General features: G+C 62.8%; 22 protein-coding genes and 4 pseudogenes. 6 read left to right on the top strand and 20 right to left on the bottom strand.

Going from position 1 to position 19,470, the window contains the following annotated elements:
- Positions 1-73 precede the first annotated feature (73 nt).
- The 3 genes from OKW39_RS27210 to OKW39_RS27220 all read right to left on the bottom strand — a co-directional run bounded on the left by OKW39_RS27210 (position 74) and on the right by OKW39_RS27220 (position 2,225).
- Positions 74-1,615 carry a cryptochrome/photolyase family protein gene (locus OKW39_RS27210; protein ID WP_429564075.1) on the bottom strand — a complete coding sequence of 514 codons (1,542 nt, stop codon included), beginning with the start codon at positions 1,613-1,615 and terminating at the stop codon, positions 74-76.
- 158 nt (positions 1,616-1,773) lie between these two features.
- Complete coding sequence (locus OKW39_RS27215) at positions 1,774-1,950, bottom strand: DUF1016 N-terminal domain-containing protein (protein ID WP_429332863.1); 177 nt, start codon at positions 1,948-1,950, stop codon at positions 1,774-1,776.
- Positions 1,947-2,225: an HU family DNA-binding protein gene (locus tag OKW39_RS27220; RefSeq protein ID WP_429564275.1), complete on the bottom strand. Its 279-nt coding sequence runs from the start codon at positions 2,223-2,225 to the stop codon at positions 1,947-1,949. Before OKW39_RS27220 ends, OKW39_RS27215 begins: the two co-directional genes overlap by 4 nt.
- Before the next feature lie 862 nt (positions 2,226-3,087).
- Between OKW39_RS27220 and OKW39_RS27225 the strand changes: the two genes are divergently transcribed.
- The gene (locus tag OKW39_RS27225; RefSeq protein WP_167368858.1) at positions 3,088-3,246 is read left to right on the top strand and encodes a hypothetical protein; all 159 of its coding nucleotides are present in this window, start codon (positions 3,088-3,090) and stop codon (positions 3,244-3,246) included.
- Here OKW39_RS27225 and OKW39_RS27230 read toward each other — a convergent pair.
- Positions 3,177-3,806 carry an SET domain-containing protein gene (locus OKW39_RS27230; protein ID WP_429564076.1) on the bottom strand — a complete coding sequence of 210 codons (630 nt, stop codon included), beginning with the start codon at positions 3,804-3,806 and terminating at the stop codon, positions 3,177-3,179. The genes OKW39_RS27225 and OKW39_RS27230 overlap by 70 nt on opposite strands.
- Before the next feature lie 854 nt (positions 3,807-4,660).
- Here OKW39_RS27230 and OKW39_RS27235 point away from each other — a divergent pair.
- A pseudogene (locus tag OKW39_RS27235) lies at positions 4,661-5,266 on the top strand (DUF2242 domain-containing protein); the annotation flags it as partial.
- A gap of 367 nt (positions 5,267-5,633) precedes the next feature.
- On the opposite strand, the gene OKW39_RS27240 reads toward OKW39_RS27235, so the two are convergent.
- From OKW39_RS27240 to OKW39_RS27265, 6 genes are all read right to left on the bottom strand, one after another.
- A complete protein-coding gene (locus OKW39_RS27240) occupies positions 5,634-5,828 on the bottom strand; it encodes a hypothetical protein (RefSeq protein WP_187639394.1) in 195 nt (64 codons plus the stop codon).
- Between the two features lie 283 nt (positions 5,829-6,111).
- Positions 6,112-6,501, bottom strand: coding sequence for a hypothetical protein (locus OKW39_RS27245; RefSeq protein ID WP_429564077.1), 390 nt, complete (start codon positions 6,499-6,501; stop codon positions 6,112-6,114).
- Between the two features lie 74 nt (positions 6,502-6,575).
- Positions 6,576-6,995, bottom strand: a complete 420-nt coding sequence (locus OKW39_RS27250; protein WP_429564078.1) for a hypothetical protein — start codon at positions 6,993-6,995, stop codon at positions 6,576-6,578.
- Positions 6,996-7,029: 34 nt separating this feature from the next.
- A complete protein-coding gene (locus tag OKW39_RS27255) occupies positions 7,030-7,500 on the bottom strand; it encodes a hypothetical protein (RefSeq protein ID WP_429564079.1) in 471 nt (156 codons plus the stop codon).
- 5 nt (positions 7,501-7,505) lie between these two features.
- Positions 7,506-7,718, bottom strand: coding sequence for a hypothetical protein (locus OKW39_RS27260; RefSeq protein WP_429564080.1), 213 nt, complete (start codon positions 7,716-7,718; stop codon positions 7,506-7,508).
- Complete coding sequence (locus OKW39_RS27265) at positions 7,708-8,766, bottom strand: DNA-binding protein (RefSeq protein ID WP_429564081.1); 1,059 nt, start codon at positions 8,764-8,766, stop codon at positions 7,708-7,710. The genes OKW39_RS27260 and OKW39_RS27265 overlap by 11 nt, the downstream gene beginning before the upstream one ends.
- A 169-nt stretch (positions 8,767-8,935) precedes the next feature.
- Here OKW39_RS27265 and OKW39_RS27270 point away from each other — a divergent pair.
- Positions 8,936-9,385 (top strand): annotated as a pseudogene (locus OKW39_RS27270) (tyrosine-type recombinase/integrase); the annotation flags it as partial.
- A 39-nt stretch (positions 9,386-9,424) separates the two neighbouring features.
- Here OKW39_RS27270 and OKW39_RS27275 read toward each other — a convergent pair.
- The 7 genes from OKW39_RS27275 to OKW39_RS27305 form a co-directional block, all read right to left on the bottom strand.
- Entirely contained in the window at positions 9,425-10,300 is an 876-nt protein-coding gene (locus OKW39_RS27275; RefSeq protein WP_429332195.1) for a tyrosine-type recombinase/integrase, read from the bottom strand.
- A 331-nt stretch (positions 10,301-10,631) separates the two neighbouring features.
- Positions 10,632-11,129, bottom strand: a complete 498-nt coding sequence (locus OKW39_RS27280; RefSeq protein ID WP_429359823.1) for a hypothetical protein — start codon at positions 11,127-11,129, stop codon at positions 10,632-10,634.
- 3 nt (positions 11,130-11,132) lie between these two features.
- Positions 11,133-11,480 (bottom strand): nucleotidyltransferase family protein, encoded by a 348-nt coding sequence (locus OKW39_RS27285; protein ID WP_429332193.1) that lies wholly within the window; start codon positions 11,478-11,480, stop codon positions 11,133-11,135.
- 569 nt (positions 11,481-12,049) lie between these two features.
- Complete coding sequence (locus tag OKW39_RS27290) at positions 12,050-12,496, bottom strand: GreA/GreB family elongation factor (RefSeq protein ID WP_262414930.1); 447 nt, start codon at positions 12,494-12,496, stop codon at positions 12,050-12,052.
- Positions 12,497-12,814: 318 nt separating this feature from the next.
- The gene (locus tag OKW39_RS27295; RefSeq protein WP_429359827.1) at positions 12,815-13,246 is read right to left on the bottom strand and encodes a hypothetical protein; all 432 of its coding nucleotides are present in this window, start codon (positions 13,244-13,246) and stop codon (positions 12,815-12,817) included.
- Positions 13,247-13,547: 301 nt separating this feature from the next.
- Complete coding sequence (locus tag OKW39_RS27300; RefSeq protein ID WP_429564082.1) at positions 13,548-14,513, bottom strand: Tim44 domain-containing protein; 966 nt, start codon at positions 14,511-14,513, stop codon at positions 13,548-13,550.
- 82 nt (positions 14,514-14,595) lie between these two features.
- Positions 14,596-15,087, bottom strand: coding sequence for a CBS domain-containing protein (locus OKW39_RS27305; RefSeq protein WP_429332190.1), 492 nt, complete (start codon positions 15,085-15,087; stop codon positions 14,596-14,598).
- A gap of 147 nt (positions 15,088-15,234) precedes the next feature.
- On the opposite strand from OKW39_RS27305, the gene nhaR reads away from it, so the two are divergent.
- A complete protein-coding gene (nhaR, locus tag OKW39_RS27310; RefSeq protein WP_429332189.1) occupies positions 15,235-16,131 on the top strand; it encodes a transcriptional activator NhaR in 897 nt (298 codons plus the stop codon).
- Positions 16,132-16,806: 675 nt separating this feature from the next.
- Here nhaR and OKW39_RS27315 read toward each other — a convergent pair.
- The 3 genes and pseudogenes from OKW39_RS27315 to OKW39_RS27325 form a co-directional block, all read right to left on the bottom strand.
- Positions 16,807-17,151 (bottom strand): annotated as a pseudogene (locus tag OKW39_RS27315) (transposase); the annotation flags it as partial.
- 17 nt (positions 17,152-17,168) lie between these two features.
- On the bottom strand, positions 17,169-17,486 hold the full coding sequence (locus OKW39_RS27320; RefSeq protein ID WP_429332188.1) for a zf-TFIIB domain-containing protein: 318 nt from the start codon (positions 17,484-17,486) through the stop codon (positions 17,169-17,171).
- Positions 17,487-17,584: 98 nt separating this feature from the next.
- Positions 17,585-18,415 carry a TerC family protein gene (locus tag OKW39_RS27325; protein WP_429359831.1) on the bottom strand — a complete coding sequence of 277 codons (831 nt, stop codon included), beginning with the start codon at positions 18,413-18,415 and terminating at the stop codon, positions 17,585-17,587.
- 143 nt (positions 18,416-18,558) lie between these two features.
- On the opposite strand from OKW39_RS27325, the pseudogene OKW39_RS27330 reads away from it, so the two are divergent.
- Positions 18,559-19,296 (top strand): annotated as a pseudogene (locus OKW39_RS27330) (LysR family transcriptional regulator); the annotation flags it as partial.
- Positions 19,247-19,444, top strand: coding sequence for a hypothetical protein (locus OKW39_RS27335; protein WP_429564290.1), 198 nt, complete (start codon positions 19,247-19,249; stop codon positions 19,442-19,444). The pseudogene OKW39_RS27330 and the gene OKW39_RS27335, both read left to right, overlap by 50 nt.
- The last annotated feature ends 26 nt before the right edge of the window (positions 19,445-19,470 follow it).

Consider the following 19,470-nt stretch of genomic DNA (forward strand, 5'->3'; position numbering starts at 1 on the left):
CAACGGCTTCTTGATAGGGTTGGCACAAACCGCATCGACCCGCAGCACGACATGCGCTAAGGGATGAGCCAGCTTAGCGTGCGATTTTTTTCTGAGTTACGCGACCGGCGCGCTCGCGCAGCCCTTCCATGGCTTCGAGCGCCCGCGTGCGCGCGTGCTGGTGAGACACTAGCGGCAATGGATAGTCGTGGCCCAGCCGAACCGACGCGGCCGCCAGCTGCGCAGGCTGCGCGAGCCATGGCGCGTGGATCGACGCACTGGGCAAGCGCGCGAGCTCGGGCACCCAGCGTCGCACGTAGTCGCCCAGCGGGTCGAACTTCTGGCCCTGCAACACCGGATTGAAGATGCGAAAGTACGGTGCCGCATCCGCACCGCTGCCGGCCACCCATTGCCAGCTCGCTGGGTTGCTGGCCTCGTCGGCGTCCACGAGCGTGCCCCAGAACCAGACCTCGCCCTCGCGCCAGTCGATGAGCAGATGCTTGACGAGAAACGACGCCGCCACCATGCGCACCCGGTTGTGCATCCAGCCCGTATGCCATAGCTCGCGCATGCCGGCGTCGACGAGCGGGTAGCCAGTCTCGCCGCGCTGCCACGCGCGGAGCGCCTCGGGATCGGCGCGCCAAGGCATGGCGTCGAATTGCCGTCTGAAGTTGACCTGATGCAGCGAGGCGAAATGGTAGAGCAGGTAGTACGAGAACTCGCGCCAGCCAAGCTCGTCGAGAAACTTGTCCAGATTGGCGCCTGCCATGGGCGCTGCGCGCGGGTTGCCTGGGCCGTGGCCCGCATGTGCCGCCGACAACCGCGCTGCGTACCATACCTGCCGCACCGAGAGATTGCCGAAGCGAAGATACGGAGACAGCCGGCTGGTCGCGTGCATCGCGGGGTTGTCGCGGCCGCTTGCGTAACCGGCCAGTGTGTCCGCCAGAAATGCCTGTAGCTGACACTGTCCTGCTTCTTCACCGCATTGCCACGTTTCGCGCAACCCGCCGGCCCAGTCGGGCGCAGAAGGCTGAAGCGCGAGTGCGGACAGATCCTTCACACATGCCGTTGCGTCTTCGGGCACCGGAAAGAAGTCGATTCGCCCGGGCGCAGGCCGTGGCGGTTCGGGCGAATACTCGCGGCGCGCGGCGCGCCAGTACGCGCTGAATACCTGAAACGGCGGGGCGTCGCGCGTGGCCACCGTCCACGGCTCGCGCAGCAGGTGCCCATTGAAGGTCGAAACCGCAATTCCGCATTGTTTCAACGCCGACTTAATCGCTGCGTCTGTCTCGCGTTGCGCTGCCGAATAGCGGCGATTCCAGCACACCTCGATCGCCCCGATCCCTGTGGCGAACTCTTCGACCACCTGCCGTTCAGGTCCGCGAAGTACGGTCAGCCCCCCGCCCATCGCGGCAAGTGCCGCATTGAGCTCGCGCAGTGATTCGTGAAGCCACCAGCGCACAGCGGCGCCCGGTAGACGGGTTTCCCGCGGTTCCGGGTCGTGGACATACACGCAAACGACAGGGTGGCCTGTGACGACGGCATGCTCGAGCGCGGGGTTGTCGGCAAGACGCTGATCGTCGCGGAACCACACGAGGACGGGCGGGCGTGAGCGGGACTGAGAAGACGATGGCATGAAATAAGGCGGGAGCGAGCAGCGGGTGACAGCTTACATGATAGGGGGCGGCACGGATGACCGTTGGACCGCGGAAGCAGCCGTTGACGCGGTGACGGCTTGAACGGCGCCAGTGGGTCGAGCTGAGACAGTTGACCGGGTGCCACCGACCCGCTGGCCTAGCCGAGTTCGCCGCCTTGCTCGAACTCCACGATGCGCCGGCCAATCTCCCGGTAGGTCGCCGTCATCAACGCATTGACGCGGCGGGCGGCGGCCGCGCGCGCGGACTCCACTACGTCGGCGATTTCACGCTGCAGGCCCGCGTAGATGGCCGGTGCGATGCCGGTCTTCGTCACCGTGCGTTCACCGCGTCTTTGAACACCTTGCCGGCAGTGAACTTCACCGACTTTGCCGCGGCAACCTGGATTTCAGCGCCCGTCGACAGATTGCGGCCGGTGCGTGCCGCACGCTGTCCCGTCGGGAACGAGCCGAAACCGAACAGTTGCACGGTGTCGCCAGCGGTCACCGCGCGCGTGATGGCGCCTGGCACTGCATCGATGACTTCGCCGGTGGCGGCCCAGGTGTCGCCGGTGCGGGCTGCGACCGCGTCAATCAGTTCCCGTTTATTCATGTTCGATCGGTTGTTGTTGGCCAGACCCGCAAGGTACGGCAACGGGCGGTCCGAACGCAAACGCGCACGCACGTGCCCAAGGTAGCGCCCGCCCCCTCCGTTTTCCCGGCCAGCGCGGGCTGCCGGAGCGTGACAGACGGAAAATCGTCCAGCGGCCAGCAGCGCTGTCGCGGCACTGCGGTAAAAGTCGGTGTGTGCGGCTCCGTCATTGCGAAACGGTCTCGACGTTGGAGGGGCGGACCAGGCGAACATGACGGTTAGTTGCGTCATCCGGTATTAAATGAACCGGTAAGGCGAGCTTTTGCAGCAGCGCGGACACTGGAACGTTGAGGCTTTCCTCCTGCAGTCCGTCGTGACATCGCTAACCGCATCGGGCGCCTTGGCGATGCGGCGGCACGTAATGGCGCCGGGCAAATCGTTTGCGCCTTTGCGCCGGAGGTCCTATGAGGTCACACGCCGATCTGCCATCGGGACGGCAGGAATTCGCCCTTATGAGAGCGTCGAACGCACATGTCAGGGTCGAATCGATACTCGAACCTCCAGATTTCAGTCTGCGTAACGAGCGAAGCCGAATGTGGTCGGTCGAGGAGGATGCCATGTGGAACCGATCGGCGATGATGACAAGATCACCGTTCGGCAGACCAGGCTACCCCTGGTAGCGCCCCCGTTTGCCGAGTAGGACAAGCAGCGCTAAACCCGGGTCATCAACGCGCCCATGCTCGTGGCAGCCTCTTCGCATCCTTCCCGGTTTGGGCTGCGCAAGGCGGCAGGAGGCGGCAGCAGGAAGGAACAGGTAGAGTACCCGACGCGCCGGCGCATCACCTAAACTGTAAGCATGTTTGCGACGCGACAGGAGGTCGCCATGGCCGAATCAATTTCGGGAATCATGCTGGGAGTGATCGTTCTGATCATGGCTGCCATCCTCGTGACGGAGCACTACCGACGTGAACATCACAGGAGCCGGCAACTCCGCTGGCTGGACACCCATCCGATGCGGGACTGGTTGCACCGCAGGCCTTGAAGCACAGCCAGACACCTGCCTTGTTGACTGTCCACCCATTGCGGGCAATTCCGGCAGCGCAAGCGACAGGGGCCAGCCGTTTGCGCTCCACTCCGGACGAGCTGTGCTCCGGGACTTTGCCAGCGTCGGCATGACCCGGCCCGTCCCGGGTAACGCTCGCTTCCCGGGCCCGAGCATGGTGCGGCGGCACCACCGCACAGGCACGCGTAGTACCGACACAGGTCACCATCAAGTGGCTCGTCCGTCTCCAGTCGGTAATCGATAAAGAGTTCGCCGCCAGCCGTAATGTCCCGGATCGCGTGGTTGAACACGCGCCCCGCCTCCTCAACTGCCTCGCAGTTCGCCGAGCAGCAGTGATCAGCCAGCGCGCGCTGTTGCCCCCGCGGCTGCCGTCGATCACCCGGCCGTCCTCCAGCCCGAAAAAGAACGTGTGTCCCTCGATGCCGTCTCGCCGGTGCTGCGCGGGCGGCCCGTCGCCAGGAAATCACCTCACCCCTGTATTCCAACACGCGCTCCCCCGCTTTCAGCGTCCGCAGCGCGAACACTCGTTTCCCATGCACCGGCGATCGCTGTCATCGGCGATCTGAAAGTCGTCAAAACTGACAGTGTGAAACTCACTGCGTGGAACCAACTTTTCTTGGTTCATTTTCTTCGGGGCCCGGTTTATCCAGAGCCTCATTCTTCTTTATTTTTCCTCGCTCCATTCTCCTGCTTCCCGTGTGGTTGCCGCATTCTCAGCGGATTAGCCACTGAGGTCAGCCGCGGTCGCAGAGCCAGCCTGACTATTTATCCCGCCCCTACCGCATCGCACAGCTCTCGGGCGAACGCAATGTAGGCTTCGGGCGTGACGGCGGATGTCATCTGCCATGCCGTGCGTTGAAATAGCAGCAGGCCCCCACGTTCACCGAGCCTCCTGAAACAACCCGTCCGCACGTTCCGAAAGGCTGCCCGATTTGACTACGCTGCGCAACATCGCACACGGGGTTTCCTCTCATGCTTCGGCCTGATCCGGCAGCACTTCGCGCTGCCTCGACATCTGATGAATGCAGGTCGACACCGGGCAGAATTGAAGGATCGCCTGGCGGCCCGGCGTCAATGGACAACGGCAGAATCTGGCGTCCGCATTTTTTGATTTGCAATCCTACTCTTTGTCAAAAATTTCATCTTTCCTCGACCAACTTGAGAAGGCCGTCCTCTCATATCAGCTTGCCACATCCGCCGTACCACGTAACGGATCTGCGCTCACGAGAACGTCGAAGGTTGTTGTAGGGAAAGAAAACTATAATGGCCCGGCCCATTCACTGCCGGATCGGCCGCATGATGTGTCCCTCTCATGCAGCGCAAGAGCATTGGGTATCGTGGCCATCTGGCGCCGGCCCCCATCTCCGCTCGAGCCGGTCCAACCTGTTCAGCCATGCATACCCCGTTCCGCTTTTCCTCCGCGGCTTTCGTGCTTGCGCTTGCGAGCGCACTGTCTGCGTGCTCGACACCGAAGCCGCTTTACCAGCAAGAACAGTTCGACGCAGGCGATAGCCCTTATATGCACAATTTCGCCGGGAAGGCAGAGCTCGCCTGCGAAGCCGCCCGCCGTGCGTTGCTCAGCCAGGGATATATCGCCAGTTCGACGAGGCCCGATTCGGTCGACGGCTCGAAAAATTTCCAGCCCACCGGCGATACGCACGCGGTGATTGAAATCCATGTGGTCTGTACAACCGACGACCCCAAAAGCAACAGCAGTATCGCGTACGTGAACGCAGTGCAGGATCGCTATGCGCTGAAGAAGAGCAACACGTCGGCGAGCGTCGGACTGAGCGTGTTCGGATCGCTGTCGCTGCCGATCGGCTCAAGCGATGACTCGATGGTGAAAGTTGCGAGCGAGACGATTCCTGCCGGCGTTTTCTATCAGCGTTTCTTTGCGCTCGTCGACCACTACCTGAAGGCCGACTCCGCCCAGCCGGACGCCGTCGCCGCCGCGGCAGCGCCGAAGGAGACGCTGCCGTCAATGAACGACGCCGTGCCGCCGATCGGGACAGCCCGGACAGGTAATGGTTCGGAGAAAGCGACGAGCGCCAGGTAAGGCGTCGACGGTATGGCGCGCCCGGACGTGTGCTCGAGCCGCGTTTGGTCCGCCCACTTTCCCGGCTAGCATGCAGCGACGAAGAGGCGAACAGCCTGACGTGCCATGTTGCCGTGTACGGACCCGCCCGGCAGCAGACGCGAGCCGCCGCGGTCGTCAGCCCGGTCGTAAACTTCGGCGCATAAACGGCGTCATGCTCGCGCTGTCCCAGTGCAGATCGGGCGGCCCTCGAAGTTGGGCCGCGGCAAGTATCCGGAACAACGCTCAAGCCTGCATCATATTGGCTTGCGGGCTCATAGGGTGCGACATCTCAGTGACGGCGTGCGAAGGCCCGAAGAAGGGAATCTCCGTCCTGCGTAATTCGAGGCCGCACCGTACCGCCGGCAAGCTGCTCCATGGCGACGAGCTGGCGTTCGAGCAACGTGTCAAGTTCCTGCCGCTCGGCAATATGGTCGGCCGAGTCCCTGACGAGCATCAATGTCGCAAATTCATGGGCGCTGAGCATTCCTGTCTCCTGGTCGTTCGAGTAGGTGCCGTAGGGGATTGCGCCGGCTACTGGCCTGTGGGCCGTGCCTGCCCGGCTAAGGTCGCTGTCGGCGACGCATTACCGATGGCGCGTTTGGCTGCGATTGGCAGCGGGGAGTTGATGATAGAAGCAGGCTCGGGAGCGGAGCAATCCGGGTCGTCCCGCATATTGGACATATTGGAGGTCTTCCGCGCATGAAATAGCGTCACCCAGCTTCAACGCCGGCTGCCCCGTGCACAGTCGCGAGAGCACCCAACCGGCCTCACCTGATCAACCCGCCGCTCCACCGGTCACGGTCGCTCCAGAACGGACACCGCGGACAGGTTTCGCCTGCCGGATAGTCGATGCCTTCCTCATGCGGGCACCCGATGATGCGATCGACCGCTGCGACCGAACGCGCACCATGTTGTTCAATGAACCGGACGACTGCTTCGGTGATTTCCGGATCGGTTCTCGCATCGGACGTTTCACAGAACCACCGCTCAACAGGATCAGCATCCGCGCCTTCGTACGCGACGATGCCGACGGCAACCTTCGTCGCCCGCCTGTCATCGGGCCCATAAAAGGCCACCGTTGCGACCGGATAGCCGCAGAAGCCCTTGCGGCTTTTTTTCGTGAGCCTGTCCCGGTACCACTGCGCTTTCAATGTCATGTCGCCTCCGTGCCTCCGCCCGACTGGCCAATGCGACCACGGCATCGTCGGTGATTGGCCGCCGATCGCCATACTCACCGGTGCTGCACTTTCCGTGTCGCCATGTACACGTCGAACAGGCCGGCATGCAGGCGACTGAGCGCCTGACGCAGACTGACGAGTTCGTGCTGGTCGCCGTCATGCTCCCGGCGCAGGATCTCTCCGAGCAGGGCCGTCGCGCGCGATGCCGCCCGGTCACGCTGCGTCCGGGCGTCACCCAGCCGGCCTGCGAGCGCCGGCTTGACCACCAGCAGCCAGGCCGGAAACCACGAATAGTCGTCGATCTCGCCGGTGCCGGGGAACTCCGCATCGAAGCGCCGGCGTAGCGCGTCGAGCGACGCGTCGCCCAGTCCGGGCAGCAACGCCGCGCACCGTGCGGGCGCGAGCCACGCCAGTCCAGCGAGCAGTGGCCACGCGGCATCCAGACCATCAGCCCGGTAGCGCGCCTCCGTCATCCACGCGAAGGGTGCCGGGATGCGCCACCAGGACTCAATGCCTCGACCGCTGCACGTGCAGCCGCGCCCAGTCGCCGGCCAGCAGCCAGAGCGGCGCGGCGTGGCTGTCGGCAAGGTTCCCGGCACCGGCGCCGCGAAAGGCCAGGGACGCGGCCCGCTGGGCGAGCGCTCGCCAGCATGGTGCGAGCCACGGCTGGACGCTCTGCGCGGGCAGCACGCGCCGGGCGGCGGGCACCACCCCGTCCTCCTGGTGACGGTGGGCGATGTCCAGCGCCGCATGGTCAGCAAAGGGCGCGGTCGATCCATTCCCGAGTTCGCGGACCAGCACGGTCATCGCGGGCAGCGCACCGTCGTCCGGGTATTCGCCGGCGAGCTGCGCCAGTGCCGTTCGCGCGGCCGCCACATCGCGCCGCTGCAACGGCTCCAGCACGTCGTTGCGCAACATCACGTCACGGCTGTCGGCGAAGATGTCGAGCTGCTGAATGGTGGGCTGCTGCATATTCATCCCGCTCAGAAGAGCTGATCGTGAAGAGCGGCCAGATTAGCCCACTTCACCGTGCTGCGGAAGCTGCTGCCGTCTTCGTGCACCGACCCGATGATCACGCGCTGGCCGCTCGCTTCGGCGATCACGCGCACGGTGCGCTCGCCATAGCGCATCAGCGCGCCGATCGGCGGACAGACCGGGGCCTTCCGTCTCTTGCGCGGGCGGGTTCTATTTTCCATCCCTCTTTCCCCGCTTGCGGTGCACTACGGTCTGGCTGGCTGGCGCGGGCGTGACGCGCGGCGCGCGTGAAGGGCGTGTCGCCACCGGGCGCGCCGGGGTGGAGCCGGACTTCGCACGGGCTGGGCGGGCGTCGCGTGTATCCGCCTGCCGCAGTGCCGCCAGCTGTTGCTGCAGCGTGACGTTCGTGGCCAGCACGGCATCGAGCCGTCCCTGCAGCACGCCCGCCTGGTGACGCACGTCCCCGAGCTGCGCCCGCAGCGCCTCGACCGCCCGGTGATGGTCCGCCCCGCGACTGTCGGCCCGCTTCACCGCGGCATCGAGGTCCTTCTGCAGCTTCGCGGCCGCACCCCGCTCGCGGTCGATCTCCAGCAGCGCGCGCTTTTCCGACGCCCGCAGGCGCTCTTCGGCGCGTTCCGCGCTCTCGCGCAGCTTCTCGAGATCCCGCGAGAAACCTTCGCGCACCTTGTCCAGTTCACGGTCGCGCACGAGCGCCTCGGCCTTGAGCCGGACGACCTCGGCCTCGCACGCCTGCCGCGCCGCGTGGCCCTCGGCCTGCGCCTTTTCCAGTTCGCGCACCTCGACCTGCGCGGCAAGGAGCGCCGCCGTGCGCTGTTCGAGCGCGGTCTCGACGCGACCCAGTTCGTCGCGGGCAGCAACGACCGACCGTTGCGCCTCAACGCGTTGCGCCTCGACCTCGTCGCGCAGCGCGTCGAGCGCGGCTTCGGCAGAGGCGGTTGCGCGGGTCCAGAGCGCCGCGACCAGTTCGCCGGCAGCCGGCCCCAGATCGGCGGGCAGGTCGGGGTGTTCGATGCGCACCCGGCTCTTTTCGCGCAGTTCGGCCCAGAATCCACCGAGCACCTGGGTCGGCGTGCTCATGCTGCCGCGCTTGACCAGCTGGTAAAGCCGGTTCGCGGTCGGCGTGATCCCGAAGCGGAAGAACAGTAGCGCGCAGACCTCGCGGTACAGCTCGCGGGTCTTCGGGATTTCGGCCTTCAGGCGGTCGATTTCAGCGGCGAGACGGGTTTCGTCAGGGAGGGCGTCGGCCATGGAAGCATGCTGGGGTGGGTGTCAAATAAATAATACAACGTAAACCGCCCGATACCTAACGCATCAGAGGCCATATTTTGACATTACGGCGATAATGTTGATATCTTGGGGGCGGATCAGTCCATCATCACGTCACACCCCGACCTCCGCCTCCGCCGCGTCTGCGACCATGAAAACCGCCGTCTCCGCCCCGCGCCCGATCGACGCGCTCGAACTGCCCGCCGGTCTCGATGGCCACCACGGCACGAACCGCGCAACCGGCCACATGCAGGTCGCCGCGGTGACCGATCCCGATGCGATCCGCGCGTGGCTCGCCCGCTTCGTCGATACGAAAACGACGTTCGACAGCTACCGCAAGGAAGCCGAACGGCTGCTGCTGTGGTCCGTCCTGCAGATGGGCAAACCGCTCTCCTCGCTCACGCACGAAGACCTGCTGGTCTACCAGCACTTTCTCGTCGATCCGCAACCCGCGGCACGGTGGACCGCTGATGGCGGACGCAAGCATCCCCGCAACGATCCGCGCTGGCGACCGTTCTACGGCCCCCTGTCGGCATCGAGCCAGCGGCAGGCGATGGTGATCCTCAACGTCATGTTTGCGTGGCTGGTGCAGGCGGGGTATCCGCGACCTCCAGCACGGGGTGCTCCGCGTGCGGCCGGGCTAGCCGGCGGGCAGGCGGTCCAGCGGACTGACCACCTTGCGCAGGAGGTCAGTGGCAACCTGGGTATAGAGCGTGGTGGTCTCGATCTGCCTGTGTCCAAGGAGCACCTGGATCACGCGGATATCCTCCTTCTGTTCCAGCAGGTGCGTGGCAAAGGAATGCCTCAGCGTGTGCATGGATACGCGCTTGTCGATGTTTGCGGTCTCGGCGGCCGCATGGATGGCGCGGGTCAGTTGCCGCGTGCTGAGCGGGTCAATCGGATCGAGGCCCGGAAAGAGCCACCCGCCATCGAGCATGCAGCCCTGGGCACGGGCAACGCGCCACCAGACGCGCAGACGTTCGAGCAGGACCGGCGAGAGCATCGCGTAGCGGTCACGGCGGCCCTTGCCCTGCTCGATGCGCAGGGTCATGCGCTGGCTGTCGATGTCGCTGACCCTGAGGGCGACCACTTCGCTCGCACGCAGCCCGGCGCCATAGGCGACCGACAGCGCGGTCTGATGCTTGAGGTTTCCGGCTGCCGCGATGAGCCGGCGCACCTCCTCGGGGCTGAGCACAACCGGGAGCGTGCGAGGCACGCGTACCGGCTGCATCCGCGCCATCAGCTCAGGCCGGCCGGGCGTGACTTCGAAGAAGAACTTCAGACCGCTGATCGCGGCGTTCAGCGACACCGGCGACGCGCCGTGATCGACCAGATGCAGCTGATAGTCCCGGAGGTCCTCGACCGTGGCGGTATCGGGTAAACGCCCGAGGTATCGGGCGAACTGACGTACGGCACGCAGGTAGGCGGCCTGGGTCTTGGGTGCGAACTTGCGCATGCGCAAGTCCTCAAGCATACGGCGGCGCAGCGGGCTGATGCCCGGATCGGAGGAGGTCATGATGGGGCTCCTGCTGGAGGACGAGGCGGATTGCCTCAACCACCAACATAAGCGCCGGCGCCACTGGCCTCCCATTCGCCGCCAGAGACGGGCCGCAGCCCCCTACCGCGCGAGCGGTTTAGTCCATTCGGCCTGAGCCGTCATTCGAGCATCGGTGCCGGTCAGACGGGTATGGGGCGCTTTCCTGTCAGCCACAGGTCGGTGGTCGCGAATGACTCGTCCCGCGGAAAGCGAACGAGTACTTGCGACCCACAACGGACGGTGAACGCGGTGGAAAGCGGCCGTTCGCGGAGCCGCTGTCACGCTCAGCCAGCACGACTGCACTGGCGACCTATCTGATGTAGCCCCGATACTGAGAGACGCTGACCGACTTGTTATTTAGGTAGGCGGCAAACAAGGTTCCAACCGATACAACGAGGAAACGCTTACTCTTCCTTTCGATGTAGAAGGTATCGGTGCCTCCGGCGGTGCTAACGAATTGGAGAACGATCAAGTTTTCGTTCTCGAAGAGCTTGGACAACTTTTCGTCGAAGCCATCTGGCCAAACAACCGTGGGCTCTGCGGTCGTGATCCCGGTGAAGGTGACTTGACCACCCACCCATTTGGAAGAACTTGGTGCGTCGGTGACCACACCGATCAAGCTGTTCTGACCTGGCTGGGCCAGTGAGTGCTGCGGCGACGCTCCCGTTATCGCGAGAAGCAGCGGAATTGTGATACGCGCGACCAACGCGCGCATCCTCGTTCGTTGCATGATCTTCGAGATAACGGACATGACCTGGTGTCGTGCGTCACAAATAATGCGGGCTTCGCCGCCATCGCCGTTTATCACGATTCATCCTTCAGCCACATCATCACGTTGATAGACCAATGCGGCACAGCAGCCGATATATGCGACGACGCGTGACGTTGGGTTTGTGAGATCGTAGTCCTGGAGGTGCACCTTATATGGGACGAGCGCTGTCATCTCAGTCTCCCATTCAGTGCGGTGACAGCCCCACGAATCTCGTGCCGTCTCATCGTTGCCGACAGGGTCAATTTCCATGGCGACATCGAGATCGCTGTCGGTCCGCTGGACACCCTTGAGTCGGCTGCCATAAACCCATAGCCGTCGCACGTGCCGGCGCGCTTGCGCCCATCCGCGCAACCGTTTTATGGCGTCGAAGAGGCCGTCGTCGATCATCGTGGATCTCCGTAGCACGTATTGATCGTCTCTCACTGTAAACCATTGCCCGCCCGACGCCTGGAATTACCCATACCGCCCCCTTGCGCCGAACCGAGAGTCCAACGAGCAGCCGACCGACTGCTTTCGTGCGCCACTGTCGACCGACCGGTCATGGCCGAAACTTGCCCGATGCTCAACGCGAGCATCTCGGCCTTCCCCGTGGCCTCCTGCGGCGGTTCGCCTTGGCGTATGAAAGCGAGGCGGAACTGCGGATAAGTGAATCCTTTCGGCCACTGGGCCGTGATGGCAACAGAAGTGATGCCGGACACTCATTCTTCGGTGCATCTCGGCGTTTTGAGTGGACAATCTTGTGATTGACCGCCGTAAAGACGGTGATGCCACCACCCAGCATGCACACCACCGCTAACGTCAGCGAGAAAAATGACAGCAGCTTGAGGACAGTCATGCTAGCGCCCCCTTGACCCTTGACCAACCGAATCAAACGGAATTGAATGGGCGACGGGGCCGACTGAGGGGCGCTCGCTAGCGACGCTATGCAGTTTCTTCGGTGCCTCCTCCCGATATCATCAGCCTGATAAGCGACGACTCTCCGGTTGCAGGAGGATCTTCCTGATGACGTAATGAACCGGCACGCCGCTCGGCGGAAGGCACATGATGACTTGTCCGCAACGCGCACCCAACAGTGCGATGCCCGTCGGCGAGAGAACGGACAGTCGCCCACGCTGATAGTCGGCCTCGCGCGGGTAAACCAGCGTCCATTCATGCGTCTCAGTGCCGTCGGTGGTCGTACATTCGACCGTTGTATTCATCGTGACGACGTCCGGTGGTATCTCGGCGGAATCGACAAACAAGGCTGTCGCTTCCATGGCGTCCAGGAGGGCGCGCTGCGTCGGTGACACCCTCGGCAGGTGCGCACATTCCCGGAGTCGTTCCATGTCGGATTCGGACACGACCGGCTGGCCTTCCATGCGGCCGGTTATGGCCGTGATCGAAATGTTTTTGGCAGACAACATGTGTGCCTCCGGCTGGAAAACAGGTTACAGATATCCGCGCAATCGCGGTCATTCCATACGTCGAGCCACGAACCGTCCAAGAAAATGAGCCGATCGATGGTTCCCAAATGTTGTATATCGAGCAACGCGCTCCGGTTGACGAACGCACCGGGTCGATCGTCAGGAAAGACGACCTGCATCAGGGGAGCGAAGCGCCGGGTTATCTCGGTGAAGCTCGCCTCACTAGACGGTTCCGTCACGTCAAGCCAGTAGACAAGCGCCGCCGTTGGACTTCCTGCCTTCCGAGCAATAAAACGGAGTGTTTTTTCGCCTGACGATTCATTCATGATCCCCTGCCCGGTTAGTACGTTCCTCTTTCAAAAGCAGTTCGGCGCTGCTTGCCGGGCTTGCCGATACGACGCGCTGTAGGGCGACTTTCGTAAGCCGGTGGTCGACCCATATCCGTCCCCATCGGATCGCGTACCGCAAGGCCTGCGCTGGGTCGTAGAAATAATCCAGCGCGTGGAAGCAGCACTGTGTCGGGCAGCCCGGCCCTTCGATCACAAGATGGGCCGCGTGCAACGCACTCTCCACGGGTTCTGCTCGGGCCGTCAAACGGTAGCCCTGATGTTCAGCCTGATAGCTCACAGAGCCGATGCGCCTGCTTTGCGAAACGTTCCACTGCGAGGCCAAATTCTGGCCACTGATTGTGACGGAGCGTTCCTGCCTGACCGTCGGCGTCTCATTCAGACGTTTTGTTTGCGTTCTCATGGCTTCTCGATCCTTCGAAGACGATCCGATTCCGCCGCTGTTCGGTCGCGCGGCTAAAGACCTGCGCACAGGCAGCGCAACGGATCTCGAGTTTGTTCGGCACGCGGGCGGACGCCCATCACGCAAGTCGTGATGGAGTAGCCGACTATCGCCTCATGCGCCCAGCGTTTGCCACTCCGCAAGTGGCGCTCGACTTTCTCACGCACGGTCGCTGGCGAAAGGTTGGTCTCAGGTAGTTCCGCGGCACGCACGACCCTCACGAGTAACCGGCAGCAGGCCGCTGCCGGTTTCAACTACGCTCTCATCCGTCAATTTGCTGAATGCCGGCCAGTCGCCACGCCTGGTTGCCACGTGCGTCGCTGACCATGTTCCAGACTTCCTGGAACGGCTGGGCAGTCGGCGCATCGTCTTCCCGCATTTGACCGTAAAAGCGAACGCTAACCAGCGTTTCATCCGCATTGCGTTCTGTGCCAAGCACTTCCGCGTCAAGTTGCGTGACTTCCGTATGACTCACCTGGCGACCCCGCGCTTCGAGGTCCCGCTTGATTTGCGCGAACATCTCCGGCGTCGTCAATTCGAACAGGTCACCCTGCTCGTTCCGGTCCCATGCGCCTTGAAGGCGCATGAACAAGGTCTTTGCCGATACAAGAAACGCCGCCTGATCTTGCTCGAGTGGTAGTCCCGTTGTCCTCTCCGTGTCCGCTGCTCCCGTCGAACCCATCGCCGCGTTCGGCCTGCCCCGCAAGTTCGCTTCAGGCCGCGCTTGCGGGATCTGATTCAGAAACCGTGAGCCGTTCGTTTGCTGGCGGTTCACGGGACCGTGTCCATAGGCAAGATCCGGACGACGCCGGTTGGCGATAAAGCGGAATAGCATCACGCCGGCGAAAATCACCGCCCCGATCAGCAACACATTCGACAGCATCTGCGCCAGCCCTTCGCCCAGGCCAAACGACGACAGTAATGCTGCAATCCCAAGGCCCGCAGCGAGACCAGCCAGCGGGCCCATCCAGCGGTTGCCCGCTGCCGCAGCAGGCGCCTGCGCGGCCTGTTGTGCCGGCTGTGCCTGTTGGCTTCGCTGCGCTTGTCCAGACGGCGACGCCGTCTGCGACTGCCGCCCGATGCTTTGACTCCCGCCTACGCGCTTCGCCTCGGCGTCGTTCGACGCCACGGCGCCCAGCGCCAGCAGTCCCGCCAGACCGAGCGCGGCCGTCCCGCGCGTGACTGCACCGGCAGCACGTCGTAATTTGTTGATGATTTGCGTGTACATAAAAACCTCTTTCGATGAGTCGCGAAACTGCCCGCAACGCGCTCCATTTGCGCGCGCAAATACATTACGAACAGTAATATTTTTAGCTACGCAAGCTCGCCGCTGGTTGTGCCTTCGATCCATCAAAAGCGGCGTGAAAACCGTTGCCGTGGATGTAGTGCTCCAGTTGCCGGATGGTGTGTTCCTGCTCGGAAATCAGGTTCTTGATCAGGTCGCCGATCGACACCATTCCTGTCACCTGCCCTGCGCTGATCACAGGCAGATGGCGAATCTGATGTTCTGTCATGATCGCCATGCACTCGTCCGTCGTCTGCTCCGGACTGACATAACGCACCGCCGTCGACATGATGTCGCGCACAGGCGTATTCGTTGACGAGCGTTCCATCAGAACGATCTTCCGGGCGTAATCGCGCTCCGTCACGATGCCGGCTATGCGCCCGTCGTGCGCGGCGATGAGCGCTCCAACCTCCCTGTGAGCCATGATTGATATCGCGTCGTAAACCGAAGCGGATGCCTCGATCGACCACACTGTCCGGGAAGCTTTCGCACGCAGCAATTCTGCAACCGATGCCATATGTCACCTCTGTCAGCTGTCATGAAACGCCCGCCGACGCTTCGGGGCGAGGTTTCAATCTAACTGAACCCATGCCAACATAAAATTCGTATTTTTATTGTTGATACTTCGAGAAAAACGTATCTTTCCGTAATCGATGGAGGGTTCGTGAATTTCAAGCATCTCTATTACTTCTGGGTCGCGGCTCGTGCGGGCGGCATCGTGCGCGCGGGCGAGCAGTTGCACATCACGCCGCAAACGCTCAGTGGCCAGATCAAGCTTCTCGAAGAGGCGCTGGATAAGAAGCTGTTCAGGAAAACCGGCCGCACGCTCGAACTGACCGATGCGGGGCGCCTCGCGCTCGATTACGCCGACGAGATATTTTCGTTAGGTTCGGAACTCGAAAGCGCTGTGCGGCGCGAAAGCGAAGCCGGTGCGCAAACGCGGTTTCGCGTCGGGATCGCGGATTCGGTCCCCAAGGCGATTGCGTACCGGCTGCTGGAACCCGCGCTGAGCGCGTCGGCGTCGCTGCGCATGATCTGTCACGAAGGCAAACTGCACGCGCTGCTCGCGCAACTGGCCGTGCACCGCCTCGATCTGATCATCGCGGACGCCCCCATTCCCGTCGACGTCAACATCAAGGCGTTCAATCACCGCCTCGGACGTTCGACGCTAAGCTGCTTCGGAACCCAGGCGCTGATTCAAAGCAGCAAAAAACGCTTCCCGATGTCGCTCGACAAGCTGCCTGTGCTACTGCCCGGCACGGAATCCGCCGTGCGGCGCAAGCTGGATCACTGGCTCGCCTCGCACGCCATTTCGCCGCGCATCGTCGGCGAGTTCGACGACGGAGCGATGACCATGGCATTCGGCCGCGAAGGCCGCGGCCTGCTGTTCGCGCCAACCGTGCTCGAAAGCCAGTTGCAGACAGAGCACAACCTGACGATAGTCGGGCAGATCAATTCGATCGTCGAGGAATTTTTTGCAATCTCTATCGAGCGCCACATCAGCCACCCGGCTGTCGCGATGATCATGGACGCGGCGCGTAGCGAACTGTTCAACGTTTAGGCGGGGTCGTTTCTGAGTAGGATGACCTCGCGATGCCGGCAACACCCTGGTTTGAGCGCGCTTGCGGCCCCTTACGTAGCAGGAACGCGGCGATCACCTCGAAGGTCTCGATGCGAACGCACGCGTGTTCAATTCGATGATGACAATAGCTACTATCGCTATTCCATTAGAGCGATGAACAGATTGCTAATGTCCGCGAGAAGCACGCATGCGTTTTATATCGAGTCGACGTCCATACGCGATCTATCCAAAGTTTGCGGCCGACGGCTCGCCTGATCAAACGGCCGGGCAGATGAAGGCTATGGCCGTTCCGATGTGAAGGGTACGCCTCTCGCGATTGATACCCTGCATCTTGCGATGCTTCGTTACGTTGTCAGAGTCGCTCTTTATTGAGACTCCTAGACGCGCCCGGTGACACGGGCGGTTCCCTCATGTTGAAGCGGGAACAGCTCCTGCAAGCAACTTCGTGTCGCAGTCACCACCTTCCATCCGCTGGCGGCTAGCCAGCCTCATCTGTTGCGCGTTGCGCCGGAATTTCTTTTCGGGAGCACGCCCCATCTCAAGAATCGGTTACGTGAGTAACCCGCGGCACCCCACGGGCATGTTCACTTCAAACCGCCCAGACATCGGGTCCCGCGCTTTCCATGGTGATGTTGTCGGAACGCCTTTGCGGATCGCTGACTTCAGCTGCGCCCCCTCGGGTATCACCCCGTCCTTCAGATAGCGCCACAACGCAATTGCGAGACGCCGCGCCACCGCGACGATGGCGATACGTCGGGCGCGGCGATTCAGTGGGACGCCCTGCGTTCGCTGGAAGAACCACCGTGTCAGCACACTGTCGGGCTGGTACCGCAGCCAGGACCACACCATCTCGAGGAGCAGGGCACGCACCCGTCGATTGCCCTGCTTGCTGATGCCCTGATCTGTGCGGCTCCCGCCACTGTCGTATGGCTGTGGTACGAGGCCAACGCACGTACCGACTTCACGCCGGTTGTGGAATGCCCGCCAGAACAGTTCGAGCGCAGGATGCATCCAGGTCAGTCAAAGTCGAACATATCGAACAGTGACTTCTTCTTGCGGCGCGGATCGTAGTGCTTGCGCTGATCGCCGTGGTAAGAATCGTTGCGCCGTCCCCACTGCTGGTCATGGTGGCCGTCGCGGTCGCCGTAGCGCGCGTCGCGCTCGACCTGATTGCTTCTGTTGTCCGGTTCGGGCGTGCCCTGCATCTGGGTCAGCAGCTTGTCCAGCTCGCCGCGATCGAGCCATACGCCACGGCATGTCGGGCAATAGTCGATCTCGATGTTCTGACGCTCGGTCATCAGCAGATCGGGGGTCTTGCAAACGGGGCACTTCATTGCGTTGCTCCTTTCTTAACGTTCAACCTTTGTGCTGCCGGTCGGGGCGGCGTTCAACCGCCCCGATACTTCTGTCAGTCCGCTTCAGTCCGCTTCGTTCAGTTCGAGAAAGCCGAACCGCTGGTCTGCGTCTCTTCAGACCTTGCTTCGGAGCCAGCTTCACGCTTCGCTTCCAAAACTGCCGCCTCGTGCTCGCGCTTGTCCTTTCTGCGCCGCGCCATCATGTTCATGCCTTCGACGAAGCCTGCGAACGCCATGGCCGTGTAGATGTAGCCCTTCGGCACGTGCGAACCAAAACCTTCGGCAATCAGCGTCATCGCGATCACCAGCAGGAAGCTCAGCGCAAGCGTGACGACGGTCGGATTGCGCTCGATGAACTTCGACAGCGGGCGAGCCGCGAACAACATCGCCGTGACAGCAGCGATCACTGCAATGAACATGATGGGCAGGTGATCCGTCATGCCGACCGCGGTGAGGATGCTGTCGACGGAAAACACGACGTCGAGCAGCAGGATCTGGCCGATGGCAGCCGTCACCGTCAGGCCGCCGACGCCCATCGCAGGAGTCGTGTGCGCCTCGGCGTCACGGCTCACGTGATGGTGCATTTCACGCGTGGCCTTCCACACAAGGAACAGACCGCCCGCGAGCAGGATCAGGTCGCGCCACGAAAACGCGTGATCGAACACGGAAAACACAGGGACGGTGAGACGCGCGATCCATGCGACGGTGCCCAGCAGGCCGAGCCGCATCAGCAGCGCCAGCATGATGCCGATACGCTGCGTGCGCGCGCGTTGCGCTTCGGGGAGCTTGTTGCTCAGAATCGAAATGAAGATCAGGTTGTCGATGCCAAGCACGATCTCCATCACGACGAGCGTCACGAGTGCAGCCCATGCAGCGGGATCGGCGGCCAGGGTCAGTAAGGATTCCATTTGCGTGCGTCGTTCTCCGGTTGAGAAGAAAACGGCTGATTACTGGGTCACAGCCTGTGGAAAGCATGATCGCCTGGCGCCGTATTCGAAAAAACCAGTGATAATCTGACAGTTGGTTCGGTTTTTTCGAAGTGAGGCCACACATGCTCAACTACCGGCACTTGCACTATTTCTGGGTCGTCGTGAAGGAAGGCGGGTTTGCGCGCGCCGCCGAACGGCTCGACATGGCGGTGCAAACCATCAGCGCGCAGGTGCGCGAACTGGAAAAATCCCTCGGACATCAACTGCTGAAGCCCGCCGGACGCGGCGTCGCGATGACGGAAGCGGGACAGGCGGCGTATGCGCGAGCGGAGGAAATCTTCCAGATCGGGCGCGCGTTGCACGACGAAGTGCGCGAAGCGGCCAGCGGGACCGTCGCGCGCTTCGCGGTCGGCTTGACGGATGGCATTTCGAAGCTGGCCGTCCATGCCATTCTTGCGGGCGTGCTGGACACGCCTTCGCTACGGCTGCTCTGCCACGAAGGCGAAGCGGAAGACCTGCTGGCGGAACTGGCGCATCACCATCTGGATCTCGTGCTGTCCAGCCAGCCCGCGCCGCACAACTCGAATCTGCGTCTATCCAGCGAGCGCCTGATCGCTTCGCCGATCGACTGGTACGGGCCGGCCGCCGTGGTGCGAAAAACGCATGTCGATCATTTTCCGCAATGCCTCGCGTCGCTGCCGGTGCTGCTGCCGACGGGGCACTCGTCGCTGCGTTCGCGCCTCGACCGCTGGTTCGAAGCGGAAGGCATCCGGCCACGCGTCCGCGGGCGAGTTCGAGGACAGCGCGTTGATGGCGCTGTTCGCGTCGCGCGGCATGGGCGTGTTTCCGCTCGCGGCGTTCGGCGCCGAGCGCAACGATCCCATGCATCGCGGCTTGCGCTGGCTCGGCCGCTCGCCGGAAGTGAAGGAGGAAATACACGCAATCGTGTCGCGGCGCGGGCGGCATCATCCTTTGACGCAAAAGGTGCTGAGTGCGGCGCATGCGTGAGCGCGTTCGTGATCACGAAAAAGAAG

Source organism: Paraburkholderia sp. MM6662-R1, assembly GCF_050436245.1.
In the GTDB taxonomy this organism is placed as follows: domain Bacteria; phylum Pseudomonadota; class Gammaproteobacteria; order Burkholderiales; family Burkholderiaceae; genus Paraburkholderia; species Paraburkholderia tuberum.